Origin of the sequence: Neobacillus niacini NBRC 15566 (assembly GCF_001591505.1) — a bacterium.
Taxonomy (GTDB): Bacteria; Bacillota; Bacilli; order Bacillales; family Cytobacillaceae; genus Neobacillus; species Neobacillus niacini.
Window position 1 is genome coordinate 68,446 of sequence record NZ_BCVA01000025.1, and the last position, 16,257, is coordinate 84,702.

At 35.9% G+C, this 16,257-nt stretch carries 12 protein-coding genes; 11 read left to right on the forward strand and 1 reads right to left on the reverse strand.

Annotated features, from left to right (window positions below; genetic code table 11):
- Window positions 1–381: 381 nt before the first annotated feature.
- Complete coding sequence (locus tag BANA01_RS30655) at window positions 382–516, reverse strand: hypothetical protein (protein ID WP_268875096.1); 135 nt, start codon at window positions 514–516, stop codon at window positions 382–384.
- A 158-nt stretch (window positions 517–674) separates the two neighbouring features.
- Between BANA01_RS30655 and BANA01_RS29965 the strand changes: the two genes are divergently transcribed.
- From BANA01_RS29965 to BANA01_RS17660, 11 genes are all read left to right on the forward strand, one after another.
- Window positions 675–839 (forward strand): hypothetical protein, encoded by a 165-nt coding sequence (locus tag BANA01_RS29965; protein ID WP_169803714.1) that lies wholly within the window; start codon window positions 675–677, stop codon window positions 837–839.
- Between the two features lie 114 nt (window positions 840–953).
- Entirely contained in the window at window positions 954–1,913 is a 960-nt protein-coding gene (locus BANA01_RS17615) for a LacI family DNA-binding transcriptional regulator (protein ID WP_063254156.1), read from the forward strand.
- 45 nt (window positions 1,914–1,958) lie between these two features.
- Window positions 1,959–2,738, forward strand: coding sequence for a Cof-type HAD-IIB family hydrolase (locus tag BANA01_RS17620; protein WP_063254157.1), 780 nt, complete (start codon window positions 1,959–1,961; stop codon window positions 2,736–2,738).
- 189 nt (window positions 2,739–2,927) lie between these two features.
- Window positions 2,928–4,685, forward strand: coding sequence for a cache domain-containing sensor histidine kinase (locus BANA01_RS17625; protein ID WP_063254158.1), 1,758 nt, complete (start codon window positions 2,928–2,930; stop codon window positions 4,683–4,685).
- Window positions 4,686–6,227: a response regulator gene (locus tag BANA01_RS17630; RefSeq protein WP_063254159.1), complete on the forward strand. Its 1,542-nt coding sequence runs from the start codon at window positions 4,686–4,688 to the stop codon at window positions 6,225–6,227.
- 316 nt (window positions 6,228–6,543) lie between these two features.
- The gene (locus BANA01_RS17635) at window positions 6,544–8,073 is read left to right on the forward strand and encodes an MFS transporter (protein ID WP_063254160.1); all 1,530 of its coding nucleotides are present in this window, start codon (window positions 6,544–6,546) and stop codon (window positions 8,071–8,073) included.
- Window positions 8,074–8,112: 39 nt separating this feature from the next.
- Window positions 8,113–10,521, forward strand: a complete 2,409-nt coding sequence (locus BANA01_RS17640; protein ID WP_063254161.1) for a glycoside hydrolase family 31 protein — start codon at window positions 8,113–8,115, stop codon at window positions 10,519–10,521.
- A 147-nt stretch (window positions 10,522–10,668) separates the two neighbouring features.
- The gene (locus BANA01_RS17645; protein WP_235847171.1) at window positions 10,669–12,015 is read left to right on the forward strand and encodes a sugar ABC transporter substrate-binding protein; all 1,347 of its coding nucleotides are present in this window, start codon (window positions 10,669–10,671) and stop codon (window positions 12,013–12,015) included.
- Window positions 12,016–12,091: 76 nt separating this feature from the next.
- Window positions 12,092–12,637: a glycerol-3-phosphate responsive antiterminator gene (locus BANA01_RS17650; RefSeq protein ID WP_063254166.1), complete on the forward strand. Its 546-nt coding sequence runs from the start codon at window positions 12,092–12,094 to the stop codon at window positions 12,635–12,637.
- Between the two features lie 212 nt (window positions 12,638–12,849).
- The gene (glpK, locus tag BANA01_RS17655; protein ID WP_063254162.1) at window positions 12,850–14,340 is read left to right on the forward strand and encodes a glycerol kinase GlpK; all 1,491 of its coding nucleotides are present in this window, start codon (window positions 12,850–12,852) and stop codon (window positions 14,338–14,340) included.
- A gap of 167 nt (window positions 14,341–14,507) precedes the next feature.
- Window positions 14,508–16,199, forward strand: coding sequence for a glycerol-3-phosphate dehydrogenase/oxidase (locus BANA01_RS17660; protein WP_063254163.1), 1,692 nt, complete (start codon window positions 14,508–14,510; stop codon window positions 16,197–16,199).
- Window positions 16,200–16,257 lie beyond the last annotated feature (58 nt).

Sequence of the window (16,257 nt, forward strand, 5' to 3'; positions counted from 1 at the left end):
GGTATCTTTCTCGGCAATTTTTTACTTCTATGTGCATTGAGGACGAATTGCATGAGCAGCAGCAAGAATTTGTCCTTAATACAGGATCTTGGGGACAAATCGCGTGAGCAGCAGCAAGGATTTGTCCTTAATACAGGATCTTGGGGACAAATCGCGTGAGCAGCAAGCAAGGTATGTACCCAATACAGGGTCTTAAGGACAAATGGCCTTAGCACCAGGCAAAGATTTGTCCTCAATACAGGGACTTAAGGACAAATCGCATGAGCGCCAAGCAAGGTATGTCCTCAATACAGGGTCTTAGGGACAAATCACCCGAGCACCAAGTAAGGATTTGTCCTCAATGGATAAAGGATTTGAACCTCAAGTCTTCAATAGGTTCTTTTACTTATTACTACCTTTACTCTCACCCTTGTTCCCCTGACCATAACGCATATGGCCTGAATCACCTTCACCTTTTTCATTAGACTTTTTTCCGCCTAAACTTGCATTGGGATAGCTCTTCGTATTCTCATCCATTTTTTTCACCTCCAAAACTTTATTCTTTTCCATTTTTTAAAAATTATGTTTTAGGTTGTTTTCTGGTTACTTAGTTACATTTAATTATGGAATTTGACATGGAACGCGTTTCATCATTTACACTCAAAACAAATTACAGAAAGTGAGGAGTTCATTGCATGTTTGAATTAATTTTACTTAGCTTTTTAGTCTATGTTTCGGCGTTCTATTGCTTAAAGTCATCTAAACAAGTGATAAAAGTGGAACCAATCCAATCATTTGATGACTATTTCATCGATTCTACTGTAAAAAAAACATTTACAATTAATGAACCACAATTATAAAATAAAGGAATTACCTACAAGGTTTACCAGTAGAATATTTTGTTCTGTATGAATCTAAAAAAAACGGGTATTTTACAACCAAAACATTATATTTCGAAATAATTAGGTGAGAACATGGCAAATATCAAAGACTTGGCTAAAATCGCAGGAGTATCCAAAACCACTGTTTCCCGTGTGCTAAACAATCACCCATATGTTAGTGAAGAAAAAAAGAATGCTGTTTTAAAGGCAATTCAATCGACCAATTATCAAAAAAACATCAATGCTGTTCATTTAAGCACGGGGAAAACACAGTTGATGGGAGTAGTGCTACCGTTCTCCGATCATCCATATTTTGCTCAGTTATTAAAGGGAATAGCCAAGCAAGCATTCAACCATAACTATAAATTGGTCTTATTTCAAACAGACTATATGGAAAGCAGGGAAAGAGAAGCGTTACAAATGTTAAAACAAAAACAAATCGATTCCCTCATTATTTGTTCAAGAGCGTGTGAGTTATCTGTTATTGAAGAGCATTTGCCATTTGGACAAATTGTATTATGTGAAGTTAATAAAGCGAAGAAGTTATCATCTACTTATGTTGACCACTATAAAATCTTTTTTCGTGCTTTAGAATATTTGTACGATAAAGGTCATAGAAAAATTGGATATTGTATAGGCAGAAAAACTGGAACAAGTAGCAGTTATCGAGAGAAAGCATATAGAGATTTTGTTAAAAAATATAATATGCTATTCCAGCCCCATTACATTATTGATGAGTGCCTCTATTTCGAAGATGGTGAGAAAGTCATCAAACAATTAAAAGATATGGATACTCCGCCATCTGCATTGTTGGTGACGGGCGATCAAGTTGCAGCTGGAATCGTTACCTATTGTAAGACCCAAAATATCTCTATTCCAGATGAACTTGCCATCATTGGATTTGATAATCAACCTATTGCGAAAATGATGAATATTACCACCATAGAAATCCCACTTGAAGAGATGGGAAAAAACCTATTCTTGCAAGCAGTAAATAGTGATATCTTAAATAAGGAAATATCGGTCAAACTAATTGAAAGAGGAACAGCTTAACCGCTTTTTCTTTTAAAAAAACAAAATGGAAAGTTGGAAGCAATAATGAAAGAAAGAAGTATTATATTCTTTGATATAGATGGAACTTTACTCACTCATGACAAAGAATTGCCTCTATCTACCAAAGAAGCCATTTTTAAATTAAAGGAACTAGGACATGAAGTAGCCATTGCAACCGGACGAGCTCCTTTTATGTTCGAGGATTTGCGAAAAGAATTGGATATTAACACCTTCGTTAGTTACAATGGGCAATACGTCGTGTATAGGGGCGAAGTCTTGTATACAAACCCATTAAAGATTTCATCTCTTGAAAAGTTAACAGCAGCAGCTCTTCAAAACAATCATCCTGTTGTCTTTATGGACCATGAGGACATGAAAGCAAATGTTCCAGAACATGCTTACATTAAGGAAAGTATTGATACCTTAAAAATTAACGTTTTCCCTACCCATGATCCGCTTTATTACAAAGGACGGGAGCTCTATCAAACTCTCCTTTTTTGTCCAGAAGGTGAAGAAAAACAATATGAACAGGTGTATACTGATTTTGATTTTGTGAGATGGCATCCTGTTTCAGTGGATATACTCCCAAGTGGAGGATCGAAAGCTAAAGGCATTGAAAAAATAGTTGAGGCAATAAATATTCCTGCGGAACGACAATATGCCTTTGGAGACGGACTAAATGATATGGAAATGCTTTCAACTGTAACCAATAGTGTAGCAATGGGAAATGCAGAAGAAAGTGTAAAGGCAGTCGCAAAATATGTTACAAAATCAGTGGAAGACAATGGGATTACTCATGGACTTCAAATGGTTGGCCTCTTATAACTTTTGGTTTAATTTTTTTTCAACGCAATTACTTTAATTTAAATATGATTTGACAAGACCCAAGTGAATAATCAGCACTTGGGCCTTGTTTTGTTCGTAGTTCCGAAGAACAAAGTAACTTATCTAATTGAAATAATTTTGTTATATTAAGATAAATAAATATATTATGGGAAGCAACGGTGCAGGAATATGAAGTTTAAACGTTTCTTAAGATTTCGCCATTTGAAAAATCAATTGTTATTCCAGAATGCTCTTAGTATCAGCCTAATCATTGGGTTGACTGCAATTATTACCTATAGTATTGCTATAAAAATTCAGATTAATGAGGCAATTAGATATAATACTGTTATGGTCATGCAAATTAGTAAAAGTATAGATAATATGGTGGAATCCTTTAATCGTGTGATGGATGGTGTAACTTTTAATAATGATGTACAAGTGCTATTACCAGCTGCATACGAAAATAGTAAAGAAAAAAATTTCCTAAATAAAAATTTATTATCCAAAATAACAGATGAGACTGTCATGTTTAATGAAGTCGATCTTGTCTATCTGTATGACACTGAAGGCGTAAGGGTGAATTTTAGAAGAAGTGTCAATAACCATAACTATGAATTTCTTAATACATTACGTCCCGAACTTTACGATTCAAGTGGAAAAATCACTTGGAGCGTTGAGAAGTCTGTAATTACAGCGAATCGGGTGATTTACGATATACACTCTTATAAAATGAAAGTCATTGGTTATCTAACAATGTCTTTGGATCAAGCATATTTACAGGAGCGGATTCAGAAATTTGATCCAACGGAAGAAAGACATATCATTATACTGGATAAAGAAAATAAAGTGGTTATGTCTAATTCTAATAAAAGGGAATTAAGTGCGGTTACATCATGGCTGTCTACTTCATCTAAGCCTTTAGCTAATTCCGATACCTTAATAGAAATACCGGATTCTGGGGAAATGATTATAAACAATTATCAATCTGAATTAACAGGATGGAAAATCATTTCTTTAATAAGTATGAATGAAATTTCGGAAGGCCCTGCACTTATTGGTAAGACCATCTTTCTAATCGGAATAGTAGCGATTATTATTGGTATCATTATCATTTGGATTAGTACGAATTATATTGTCAGACCTTTAAACAAATTAAGTTTGGTGATGGATGAGGTTGAAAAAGATAACTTCAATGTACAGCTTCAAATCGACCGTTCGGATGAGCTTGGTAGAGTTGGCGAAAGCTTTAATAGAATGATGAGTAAAATTAATAACTTGATTTCAGACATCTATCAGAAGGATATAAATGAAAAAGACGCACAGCTAAGAGCACTTCGAGCCCAGATAAATCCACATTTTCTGTATAATACGCTAGACACAATCAATTGGATGGCACAATTTGGGAAATCAGATGAAGTTAGTAAAATGACCACCTCTTTAAGCAGGCTGTTGAAAAAAAGTATAACGAATAATGGTGAGTTCATTAGACTTGAAGAAGAGATTAATTATATTGATGATTATATGACGATTCAAAAAATTAGGTTTCAAGATAGAATTCATTATTCTGTTAGCATTGATCCAGAGGCTAAACATTGTCTAGTTCCAAAACTGATTCTGCAGCCAATTGTTGAAAATGCTATGATCCATGGAATAGAAAAGAAAATTGGAAACGGATACTTATTTATCAATGGGAAAATTAAAGATAACAAATTACACATTGAAGTTTTAGATAATGGAGTGGGTATGGATGAAAATAAAGTCGCCGCTCTTTCCGAGGGTAGATATGTAAGTCTTGATGACAACAGAGGAACAGGAAATGGGATATTAAATGTTCAAAACCGGATTCAATTATTATTTGGTGATGATAATGGTTTAAAGATTGAAAGTAATATTAACGTGGGAACCTCGTTTGTGCTGACTTTACCTATAAGAGGGGAGGGAATCTAAATGTTGAAAGTACTAATTATTGACGATGAACCATTTATTAGTAAAGGATTATCTGAAAAAATCGATTGGTCAGCTCTTGGCTGCGAAATTTGTGGAATGGCTTCGAATGGTTACGAAGGAAAAGAACTAATTAATCAACTTAAGCCAGATATCGTAGTGTCGGATATTGTTATGCCGGGACATACAGGCCTAGAATTGGCGGAGTTTGTTCATCAAAATCATAAAGATATCTTAATGATTCTTTTGTCAGGATATGATGAGTTTACATTTGCTAAAGAAGCCTTTAAATATGGCGTTTTTGATTATTTACTTAAACCAACAGTCGTCGAAGAAGTAATGGTTGTGATAAAAAATGCAGTAAATACCATAGAACAAAAAAGAGATAAAGAGAAAAATTATGAATATTTAGAAAATGCTCTTCAGGAGAGTATACCCATTATAGAACAATCTTTATTATATGAAATGACGGTTAAGGGCATAGTACCGACAAAAAATATAAATCAAAGCATCGATTTTACGCCTGGAAAAGGTGCCGTGATAACAGTAGAAATGGATAGTGAGATACAAAATGATACGGTTACAAAATCAATCAAGGACTTATTACGAACAAAAAATATGGAAGCAAGATTTGTAACCCATAATCAACAATTTTTGGTAATACCTTCATTCTCACTATTATTGCCAGATAAAGTGGTAGAAACACGATTAAAAGATATTGCTGAACATATATTGAGTTATTTTTCTTATGAGGATCGCATCCATGTTTCAATTGGGATTGGAGGAATGTTTACTTCTATCAATACCTTACACTCCTCTTACTTACAATCAATAAAAGCATTATCACGGAGTTATTTTGTTGGAAAAGGGAAGATTCATATTTATTCTGAATCTAGTACGGAACATTATAACAATAATTTCTCAGCTGAATTATCGAGCTTTCTTGAAAAGTTTGAAGAATTGGAACTTGAGAAGATACTGCTTCAAATTGAGGGACTATTCAAGGAGCTAAAATACACATTTGATAGACAGTTAGTATTAAATCTTTGCTTAGAGTTATTAATTAAATTAGGATTGACCGTTGCAAAATGGGATAAAAATTTTTCAATGACCGTTGGGTATGAACAACTTGAACGGTGTAAAACCTTTGAACAACTACTTGAATTTATGAAGCAAACCTGTGTGAAGGTGAAAAAACATCTTTATGAAACAATGAATAAAAATAACTTAGGTGTAGTAGAGCAGGCAAAACGAATTATTGAACAACAATATGGTAATCCAGATTTAAATGCACAGTTTATTGCAGAACAACTAGATGTTAGTGTTAGTTATTTAAGCCGGACCTTTAAAAAGGATACAGGAGAAAACCTAAGTAATTTCCTTACCGAAAAACGGATTCAGGTGGCACAAAAACTCTTAACTACTACTGATTTAAAAGCAAACGAAGTTTCAACAATGGTAGGTTTTCTTGATGCAAGATATTTTGGTCAAGTTTTTAAGAAAATTATGAGAACAACACCTTCTGAATATAAAAAATATAAGTAATCAAATCTTTCAACATCAAAATTTCAACTTTTCACTCATGGCCGTATCACATGAAATTCATGTGCTGCGGTTTTTTTATTTACGGTAGTCAACATTTTCAACAACTACATCAAAAATTTCAACATTTCTGTCTAATGATAGTTAGGTAAAATTAAAAACAAGAAAGCACTTTCAACTACTTTTGTAAGGGATTGCAATTGCAGGAGAGAATATACGAAAAGACACATTATCGCTAATTTTTATCCCTCCAATAAACCGTTGGCTTGGGACAGGGAGAAAAGTAGTTACATTTTATGAGGAGAGAGAAGGGGATTATATGACAAACAGTAAGAAAAAGATTACCATTCCTAGAGCCATTGGTTATGGATTGACGGACATCATGGGTGGCGGTGCTTTTACCGTTATTGCCGCTTGGTTAATGTATTACTATACAACATTTGTGGGTTTAACTCCTGTTGAAGGTGCCTCCATTATTGCTATAGCTCGTGTGGTGGATGCCGTAGTGAGTTTATCTATCGGCAGTATCACAGATAACTTCTTTAAATTTAAATTGGGTCGAAAGTTTGGCAGACGCCGTTTCTTCCTATTAATTGGTTCACCGTTAATGGCAACATATGTGTTGCTCTGGTTTACAGGAATGAATTATTGGTACTACTTAATCAGTTATTTGTTATTTGAAATCGTCATGGCTTTAGTGTTAATTCCGTGGGAAACGCTTCCTTCCGAAATGACAAAGGATTTTAATGAAAGAACGAAATTATCCACAGCAAGAATGTTTATGTCTGGTACAGGTGTATTTTTAGCCACGTTTGTTCCTGGCCGTTTAATCGCTTACTTTGGTGAGGATAATGCGTATGCTTATTTTATCAATGCTGTATTTTTTGCGATACTTTTTGCAATCTGTATCTTTATCTCTTATAAAGTAACATGGGAAAAGAAGCTTACACCTGAAGAAGAAAGAGAGTTTATCGCACAATCCGGCAAATCTAAGAGTTTTGGTGAAACACTTAGTACGATTGGATCTGTTTTAAAGGAATATGGAACTACCTTGAAAATAAAAAGCTTTCGTAAACATTTAGCAATTTATTTATTATCGTTTACTGCTAAAGACGTATTTAATGCTGTATTTGTTTATTTCTGTGTGTTTGCACTTAGCATTTCATCATCCCTTGCTGCAGACTTGCTCTCACTTAGTATCATTGGGGTGCCAATTATGCTGGTAGCTGGATTCTTAATGATAAAAGTAGGCCCAGGTAATCTGTACAAAATCTCGTATTCTGTCATGCTTATCTGTTTGGGAGCGTTTTATGCAGTCTATTTAACGAAGCCTGATTCAATGGTCGTCATGCTGTTTGTAATCGCTGCATTTTATCAAGTTGGCAGAGCCATTTTGGACTTTACACCGTGGAATGTATTCCCTTTCATTCCGGATATTGATGAAATTGTAACTAGACAAAGACGGGAAGGATTATTTGCAGCCGTTATGACATTCGCTAGAAAAACCTCTGTTGCATTGGCTACTATGGTTGTGGGACTTGTACTACAATGGGGCGGCTTTGTTGCTGGAGAAAAAACACAGACTATAGAGGCAGTTCATACAATCGTCTATACAATGGTCATTGGTGCTTCTGTACTTCTGGTTGCAGCCTTACTAGTTGTTTTCTCCTTTAAATTAAATAAACAAACTCATAAAATACTAGTCGATGAGATTGATAGATTAAAAAATAATGGTTCAAAACTGAAAGTGGATCCACAAACAAAAGAAGTGGTTGAAAATCTTACTGGTTATAAGTATGAGGATATCTGGAAGGATAATAACGATGGAAGTAAAATAAAATCTGCTTAAGTTAAAGTCACTCAATAGAAAGCGTAAGGTGAAAAAATTATGTCAATCCGTGAAAAATACATGTTCGAGTTTATCAATGAAGAAAATAATTGCTTATCATTTAAATTAAATCATTGTGATGTTATTGCTAGGGTATTAGTTTTAGAAAATGATATTGTTCGTGTTCTAATGACAAAGGGCGATAAGCTATCGCTGCCACAAACATGGTTAGTGGCACCGGGGATGGATGATGTCCCAATGGAAGGCAGAGACCGTTTGGATGTTAGTCCATTTAGTCTGCCAGACTATGTTTCGTATGAAAAAGAAGAAGTATTTTATATTGAAACGTCATCATTAAAGGTTGAAATTGATTTAAATGGGTTCATTATACATTGGTATTATAGAGATTCCGAAAGATCAGAGTATATTCACCTTATGAATGATCGGAAAACTCAAGCCTATAATTTTGATGGTTCACTAGGAGAAGGTATATTCCATTATATCGAGAGAACGAAGGAAGAAAGCTATTACGGTTTAGGGGAAAAGGCGGGAGAAACTGATCGCTATGGTAAGCGCTATCGAATGATGAATGTTGATCCAATGGGATACGATGCCCAATATACCGACCCATTGTACAAACATATCCCGTTTTATATCACCCGAAATGAACAGACAAATATTACATTTGGAATATTCTATGATAATATGTCAAAAGCAGTATTTGATATGGGGAATGAAATGGATAATTATCATGGCTGGTATCGCTATTTCCAATCAGATGCGGGAGATTTAGATTACTATATCATAGCTGGTCCAGAAGTGAAGGATGTTGTAAAAAGATACACTTGGTTAACAGGGAAAACGATTTTCCAGCCAAAATGGAGCTTGGGTTATTCGGGATCTACAATGACGTATACAGATTTACCGAAGTCCCAAGAAAGATTAAATGAGTTTCTGCAATTATGTGAAGAACATGATATTATTTGTGATTCGTTCCAATTATCATCAGGCTATACATCTATTGGGGATAAACGTTATGTATTTAACTGGAATAGAGATAAGTTTCCAGATCCTAAAGGGTTCTCAGCAGGGTATCATGAAAAGAATGTGCATCTTTGTGCGAACATCAAGCCTTGCTTGTTAAAAGACCATCCATTATTCAAAGAATTAGAAGATAAAGGGATGTTTATTAAATCACTGGATGGCGAGACGCCTGAAATGGCACAGTTTTGGGATGAAATTGGAGCCTACCTCGATTTTACAAATAAAGATACGTATGAGTGGTGGAAAAAGCAGGTAACGGAAGCATTACTGGAATATGGTATTGATTCTACATGGAATGATAACAATGAGTTTGAAATTTGGACGAAAAACATCCGAAGCAATGGGTTTGGACAAGAGGTAGATTTTGAACTTTTACGTGCATTACAGCCATTGTTAATGATGAAGGCTTCCTATGAGGCGCAAAAGGAATTTTCACCAGAAAAAAGGCCGTATTTAATTTCACGTTCTGGTAGTCCAGGGATGCAGCGATATGTTCAAACATGGACAGGTGATAATTATACGAGCTGGAAAACCGTAAAATACAATATTAAAATGGCCATTGGTTTAAGCTTATCAGGGATATATAATATCGGTCATGATATTGGTGGATTTTCTGGTCCTGCTCCGTCACCGGAATTATTTGTCCGCTGGGTGCAAAATGGAATTTTCTATCCTAGGTTTACGATACATTCATGGAATGATGACCAAACGGTTAATGTTCCTTGGATGTATGAAGAATCAGCGGATGCTATTAGAGATTTAATTAAGTTTAGACAAAAATTAACTCCATATTTATATACTTTGTTATACAATGCTCACGATCAGTATGAACCAATCATAAAACCAACTTTCTACGAGTTTGGTCATGATAAAAAGACGTATGAAGAATGTGATGATTTTATGTTAGGTGATTCTATTCTAGTTACATCAGTGGTAGAAGAAGGAGCAACTGAGCGAACAGTGTATTTACCAAAGTACGATGGCGGGTGGTACGATTACCATACATCAACCTGGTATGAAGGTGGACAAACTGTCACGATACCTGCACCATTAACGTATGCACCGTTCCTTGTAAAAGCAGGCAGTATCATTCCAGTGAATGATGCAGACTGTTCATTTCTAACAAAAACAAACGATGAACGGGGATTTGAGTTGTTCCCTCACCAACTAACAGGTACATCAGATTATGTATTGTACGAGGATGACGGAATCACTTCAAATTATCAAGAAAATCATACTAAACTTCATGTTCACATGAAAACAACCAGTGATCGATTGGAAGTTTCTTTAGAAAAAGTAGGAGTCTTCGAGTTATCATATAAGCAAATTACATTCCATTTGCCAAAAGGTGAAACACGAGAGCTATTGGTGAACGGACAGCCTTTACAACAAACAGAAGATGGAAGTTTTGTTTATGATCTATAAAATTTAAAGGGTTTTATCCCTAATAAAGACCCTATAGTATAGATATACATAATAAGTCTAACTATAGGGTCTTTTTTGTATAATGATAGTGAGGGTTATGTATTTCACATCCCAAATAAGGTCGATCATAGAAAGGTGAAAGAATCATTGAAAAAGATTTCTATTATTTTAATAACATCAGTTATATTATTTACACTATCTGCCTGTGCTTACAATCCAAGTCCAAAAGATTCAATTGGATCTGACAATTCAAAGAAAGTTACCTTGGATTTCCTTTGGTTTAGTGACGGTGTCGAGGGAAAGGTAATGAAAGAGATTATTAAGGATTATCAGGCAAAAAATCAAAATGTTGAAATTAAATTAATAGAAGTGGCTTATCAAGATTTAGATACCAAATTAAAAAGAATGATTGCAGGAGGGGAACCTCCAGCATTAGCGCGAATAACAGATACTGGGAATTTTGCTGATTTTGCATTTGATCTAACACCATATGTTGAGGGAGAGGAAGAATTTACTTCTCAATTTCTCCCAGCAATTAAACCTTATTATGTAAAGGAGAATAGAATTATTGCAGCACCGATGGATGTTACGGCAACCTGCATCATTTATAACAAATCATTGTTCGATAAAGCAGGAGTGCAAGTTCCGCAAACCCCTGAAGAAGTTTGGACCTGGGATGAATTTGCCGACGCTCTTAAAACGGTGAAACAAAAAGGCGGGGCAAAACACGGGCTGTTAGTTGATTTTACCCCTCGCAGATATTCCACTTTAGTTTATCAATTTGGCGGAAGCCTCATGACAGAAGATGGTTCTGCACCAGCAATCAATAATGAAAAAGGCGTAGCAGCATTAGATTATTTTATCAAACTTCATAAAGATGCGATCATTCCTGAATCGGTTTGGCTAGGTGTGGAAGATCCAATTAAACTTTTCCGCTCAGGACAGGCTGCTGCTCACTTATCTGGAAACTGGATGCTAAGCAACTATAGCGATATTGAGAATTTCGAGTGGGGGGTAACCTATCTTCCTAAAAAAGAGATTCGTTCTTCTGTTCCTGGTGGAAAATATATCATGGGCTTCAAAAATACTGAGGTAGAAGACGAAACAGCTGATTTTATTAATTATTTATCAACAAAGGAAGTTAATGCAAAATTCAATCAAGAGTCTCTTTTGTTGAGTTCAAGATTAGATAATAATGAATTAAACTACGAGTTTGGTAAAGAGATGTTTAAAATATTTTCAAATGAATTAGAAAATACGCCAGTTATTGCAGCAGAAGATTGGCGAAATCAAGAGGTCATTTCCCAGATTTCCACTGTTATGAGAGACTTCATCATCAGAGCTCTAAATGGGGAAGTAACCTCACAAGAGGCAATGGACGAAGTGGCAGAAAAAATTAGAGAAGCGATTGAGGGAAGTCACAATAATCCGAGTGAAAATAGAAATGAGGCGCCTTATGAGCTTCAATCATCAAACCATTCAGCCAGTTATTGAATATAGACCTAGGGGTCCTATTGATTTGTTTTATAACCTAAAAAATAATAAGAACAGAGATGAAAGGATTAATCTTATGAACCAAAAAATCATCCCTGCCTCTTCTAATATGAAGGAATTCGAATCCTTCTTGAGAAGTCCTTACGAGATTGGTGTATTTTTAGATATGCATATTGCTCAGTTAAAACATATTAATAGTATGGCTAAGGAAAAAGGGAAGAAAATGATTTACCATGTGGACTTAATCCACGGCATAAAAAATGATGATTATGCGACAGAGTATATTTGTCAAGAATTCAAGCCGTACGGGTTAATCTCAACTAAATCTAGTGTGATTCAAAAAGCAAAGCAAAAAGGGGTAATTGCTGTACAAAGGATTTTCCTGATTGATAGTCATGCTCTTGAAAAAAGCTATAAATTAATTGCAAAAACCCAGCCCGATTACATTGAAGTCCTGCCAGGGGCAATGCCGAAGATTATTTCAGAAGTGAAGGAGAGTGTAGGAATTCCCATTTTGGCTGGGGGGTTAATTCGAAATTCTGAAGATGTATATGCAGCGCTAAATGCAGGAGCTACAGCTATCACCACTTCAAAACGAGAGTTATGGGAGGATTTTTTTTAAACTCATTAACAACATTCTCATGTTAAAAAAGTTATTGACATGGGTTTTAGTAGAATTGTATACTTTCCACAACAAGTTAACAGTATGTGACGGAGAGTAGGAGATTCACGCAGAGACCCTTTTTGTGGTTAATTCTGTTTTGTGAATCTCCTTTTTTATATCCAAATTAAGTTGATATTTTTAGAAGATAGTATTCTGGGAGGAAATGAATAGTGGAAAAATACATTTTATCTATTGACCAGGGAACAACCAGTTCCCGTGCAATTATTTTTAATAAAAATGGAGAAGTTGTTCATTCAGCACAAAAGGAATTCAAGCAATACTTTCCTAAGTCAGGCTGGGTCGAACACAATCCTAATGAAATTTGGGGTTCAATCCTTTCGGTTGTTGCAGAGGTTTTATCAGAATCGGAAATTAAACCTGAACAAATTGCAGGTATAGGGATTACCAACCAGCGCGAAACAGCTGTAGTCTGGGACAAAGAAACAGGCCATCCAGTTTATAATGCCATTGTTTGGCAATCAAGACAAACAAGTGAGATTTGTGAAGAGTTGAAAGAAAAAGGTTATCATGACCTATTTCGTAACAAAACAGGTCTGTTAATTGATCCCTACTTTTCAGGGACAAAGGTAAAATGGATCCTTGATCATGTGGAAGGGGCACGTGATAAAGCGAATCAAGGAAAATTATTATTTGGTACGATTGATACTTGGCTGGTTTGGAAACTATCCGGGGGCCGTGCACATGTAACGGACTATTCTAATGCTTCACGCACCTTAATGTTCAATATTTATGAATTAGAGTGGGATGATGAATTATTGGATATTCTAGGTGTACCTAAATCCATGCTGCCTGAGGTTAGACCATCATCTGAAATATATGGAAAAACGGTTGATTATCACTTTTTTGGCAATGAAATTCCCATTGCAGGGGTTGCAGGAGACCAGCAGGCTGCATTGTTCGGGCAGGCGTGTTTTGAGGAAGGAATGGCCAAAAACACTTATGGTACCGGCTGTTTTATGTTGAAAAATACAGGTGAGAATGCCGTCCGCTCAGAACATGGTTTATTAACCACTATAGCATGGGGGCTGAATGGAAAAGTAGAATACGCGCTTGAGGGAAGTATTTTTGTAGCGGGCTCTGCCATTCAGTGGCTCCGTGATGGGTTAAGAATGTTTAAAGATGCCAAGGATAGTGAAGCATATGCGGCAAAAGTTGATTCCAATGATGGTGTCTATGTAGTTCCAGCTTTTGTAGGTTTAGGAACTCCTTATTGGGATAGTGATGTTCGTGGTGCCGTTTTTGGTTTAACCCGCGGTACAACAAAGGAACATTTCGTTCGCGCTACGTTAGAATCTCTTGCATACCAAACAAAAGATGTATTATCAGCCATGGAAGCAGATTCTGGAATTGAACTAAAGACGCTCCGTGTTGACGGCGGGGCGGTGAAAAATAATTTCCTCATGGAGTTCCAAAGTGATATTTTGGATGTTCCAGTAGAGCGTCCAGTTGTAAATGAAACGACCGCACTAGGAGCGGCATATTTAGCGGGACTTGCTGTCGGCTTCTGGGAAAGTCAAGAGGAAATTGCAAAACAATGGGCGGTTGAACGAACGATTTTACCTAAAATGTCTGATGAAAATCGGATTAGATTATATGATGGGTGGAAAAAAGCGGTCAAGGCCACAATGGCTTTTAAATAATTATTTTCAATTTCCTTACTTAGTGTTATACTAAAAGCAAGTTAATACATGGCAGGAGAAGTCGGAGAGACCACAAAAACATTATCAATATTGATAATGTCTTTTGTGGTCTCTTTTTATTTCGTCTGAAAAATAAATTCTATTATATAAGCAGGAGGAGTTACATTATGAAATTTTCAAACTTAAATCGAACTGAATTTGTTAACAAATTTAAAACAGAAGTTTTTGATGTGTTAGTTATAGGCGGAGGAATTACAGGAGCTGGTATTGCCCTTGATGCACAAACCCGAGGAATGAATACGGCTCTAGTTGAAATGCAAGACTTCGCTGCTGGAACCTCTAGCAGGTCGACTAAATTAGTTCACGGCGGACTTAGATATCTAAAACAATTTGAAGTTAAAATGGTGGCAGAGGTAGGAAAAGAAAGGGCAATTGTCTACGAAAATGGCCCGCATGTGACAACGCCTGAATGGATGTTATTACCACTTCATCAGGGTGGTACATTTGGTAAATTCAGCACATCCATTGGTCTGCGTGTATATGATTTCTTAGCTGGTGTTAAAAAGTCGGAACGGAGAAAAATGCTAACCTCTCAGTCTACATTAGCAAAAGAGCCGCTTATAAAAAAATCTGGTTTAAAGGGCGGCGGTTATTATGTAGAATATCGTACAGATGATGCAAGGCTGACCATTGAGGTTATGAAGGCCGCGGTGGAAAAAGGGGCAATAGCTTGTAATTATACAAAGGTATCAAAGCTTCTATATGAAAATGGCAAGGTAATTGGTGCCATGGTCGAAGATCAATTAACAGGCGAAAGGTATGAAATTCATGCCAAAAAGGTTGTTAATGCTGCCGGACCATGGGTGGATCAAATTCGTGAAATGGACCAATCGAAAAAAGGAAAATTCCTACAGCTCTCGAAAGGTGTTCACTTAGTGATAGACCAATCCCGTTTTCCTTTGAAACAAGCAGTCTATTTTGACACACCAGACGGCCGGATGGTGTTTGCGATTCCTCGTGACAGAAAGGTCTATGTCGGAACAACAGATACTTTCTATAATAAAGACGCCGTAAATCCTAATATGACAGAAAGTGATCGTAGTTATATTTTAAATGCGATTGATTATATGTTCCCTGAAGTAAAAATAAGTGAAAAAGATGTTGAATCGAGTTGGGCAGGTGTAAGACCGCTTATTTACGAAGAAGGGAAGAATGCATCAGAAATTTCTCGAAAAGATGAAATCTGGGAATCGAAATCGGAGTTAATTACCATTGCAGGAGGTAAATTAACAGGCTATCGAAAAATGGCTGAAATGGTGGTTGATTTATTGTCTGGAAAATTACAATCAGAAGAGGGGAGAAGTTTCAAATCGTGTCAAACGAAGTATCTCCCAATTTCAGGTGGTGATGTTGGAGGTTCAAAACAATTTCCATCTTTCATTACAGCAACAGTTAAAAGAGGTATGGAAATTGGTCTTACTAAAGAAGAGGCTGAAGCATTAGTGAAAACATATGGGTCCAATAGTAATACAGTATTTGAATTGTTGAAAAATAATATGTCTGATGCAAAAAAATATCAATTACCTGCAGTGCTATTTGCAAAATTACTTTATAGCGTTGAACATGAAATGATTGCCACACCTATAGATTTCTTAAACCGCCGTACAGGTGCCATTTTATTTGATATACAAACCGTAAAAGACTGGAAGAAGCAAGTAATTGCTTATTTAGCTGATCGGTTAAATTGGTCTGGTCAAGACAAGAATAAATTTTCATCGTCGGTAGAAGAGGCATTAAAAGCCGCTGTCATTCCTGTAGATCAAACAAATTCTTACCAAAAAGCTGCAAATGGTAATTAACTTTAAAGGAGGAGCTGCTTGATAACTAGGCTGTGTTAAGGATAATTTTGATTTTGCA

What these genes read in the sequence shown, in the direction of transcription:
- BANA01_RS30655 (WP_268875096.1), bottom strand. Translation starts at nt 516, where the DNA reads ATGGATGAGAATACGAAGAGCTATCCCAATGCAAGTTTAGGCGGAAAA.
- BANA01_RS29965 (WP_169803714.1), top strand. Translation starts at nt 675, where the DNA reads ATGTTTGAATTAATTTTACTTAGCTTTTTAGTCTATGTTTCGGCGTTC.
- BANA01_RS17615 (WP_063254156.1), top strand. Translation starts at nt 954, where the DNA reads ATGGCAAATATCAAAGACTTGGCTAAAATCGCAGGAGTATCCAAAACC.
- BANA01_RS17620 (WP_063254157.1), top strand. Translation starts at nt 1,959, where the DNA reads ATGAAAGAAAGAAGTATTATATTCTTTGATATAGATGGAACTTTACTC.
- BANA01_RS17625 (WP_063254158.1), top strand. Translation starts at nt 2,928, where the DNA reads ATGAAGTTTAAACGTTTCTTAAGATTTCGCCATTTGAAAAATCAATTG.
- BANA01_RS17630 (WP_063254159.1), top strand. Translation starts at nt 4,686, where the DNA reads ATGTTGAAAGTACTAATTATTGACGATGAACCATTTATTAGTAAAGGA.
- BANA01_RS17635 (WP_063254160.1), top strand. Translation starts at nt 6,544, where the DNA reads ATGACAAACAGTAAGAAAAAGATTACCATTCCTAGAGCCATTGGTTAT.
- BANA01_RS17640 (WP_063254161.1), top strand. Translation starts at nt 8,113, where the DNA reads ATGTCAATCCGTGAAAAATACATGTTCGAGTTTATCAATGAAGAAAAT.
- BANA01_RS17650 (WP_063254166.1), top strand. Translation starts at nt 12,092, where the DNA reads ATGAACCAAAAAATCATCCCTGCCTCTTCTAATATGAAGGAATTCGAA.
- BANA01_RS17660 (WP_063254163.1), top strand. Translation starts at nt 14,508, where the DNA reads ATGAAATTTTCAAACTTAAATCGAACTGAATTTGTTAACAAATTTAAA.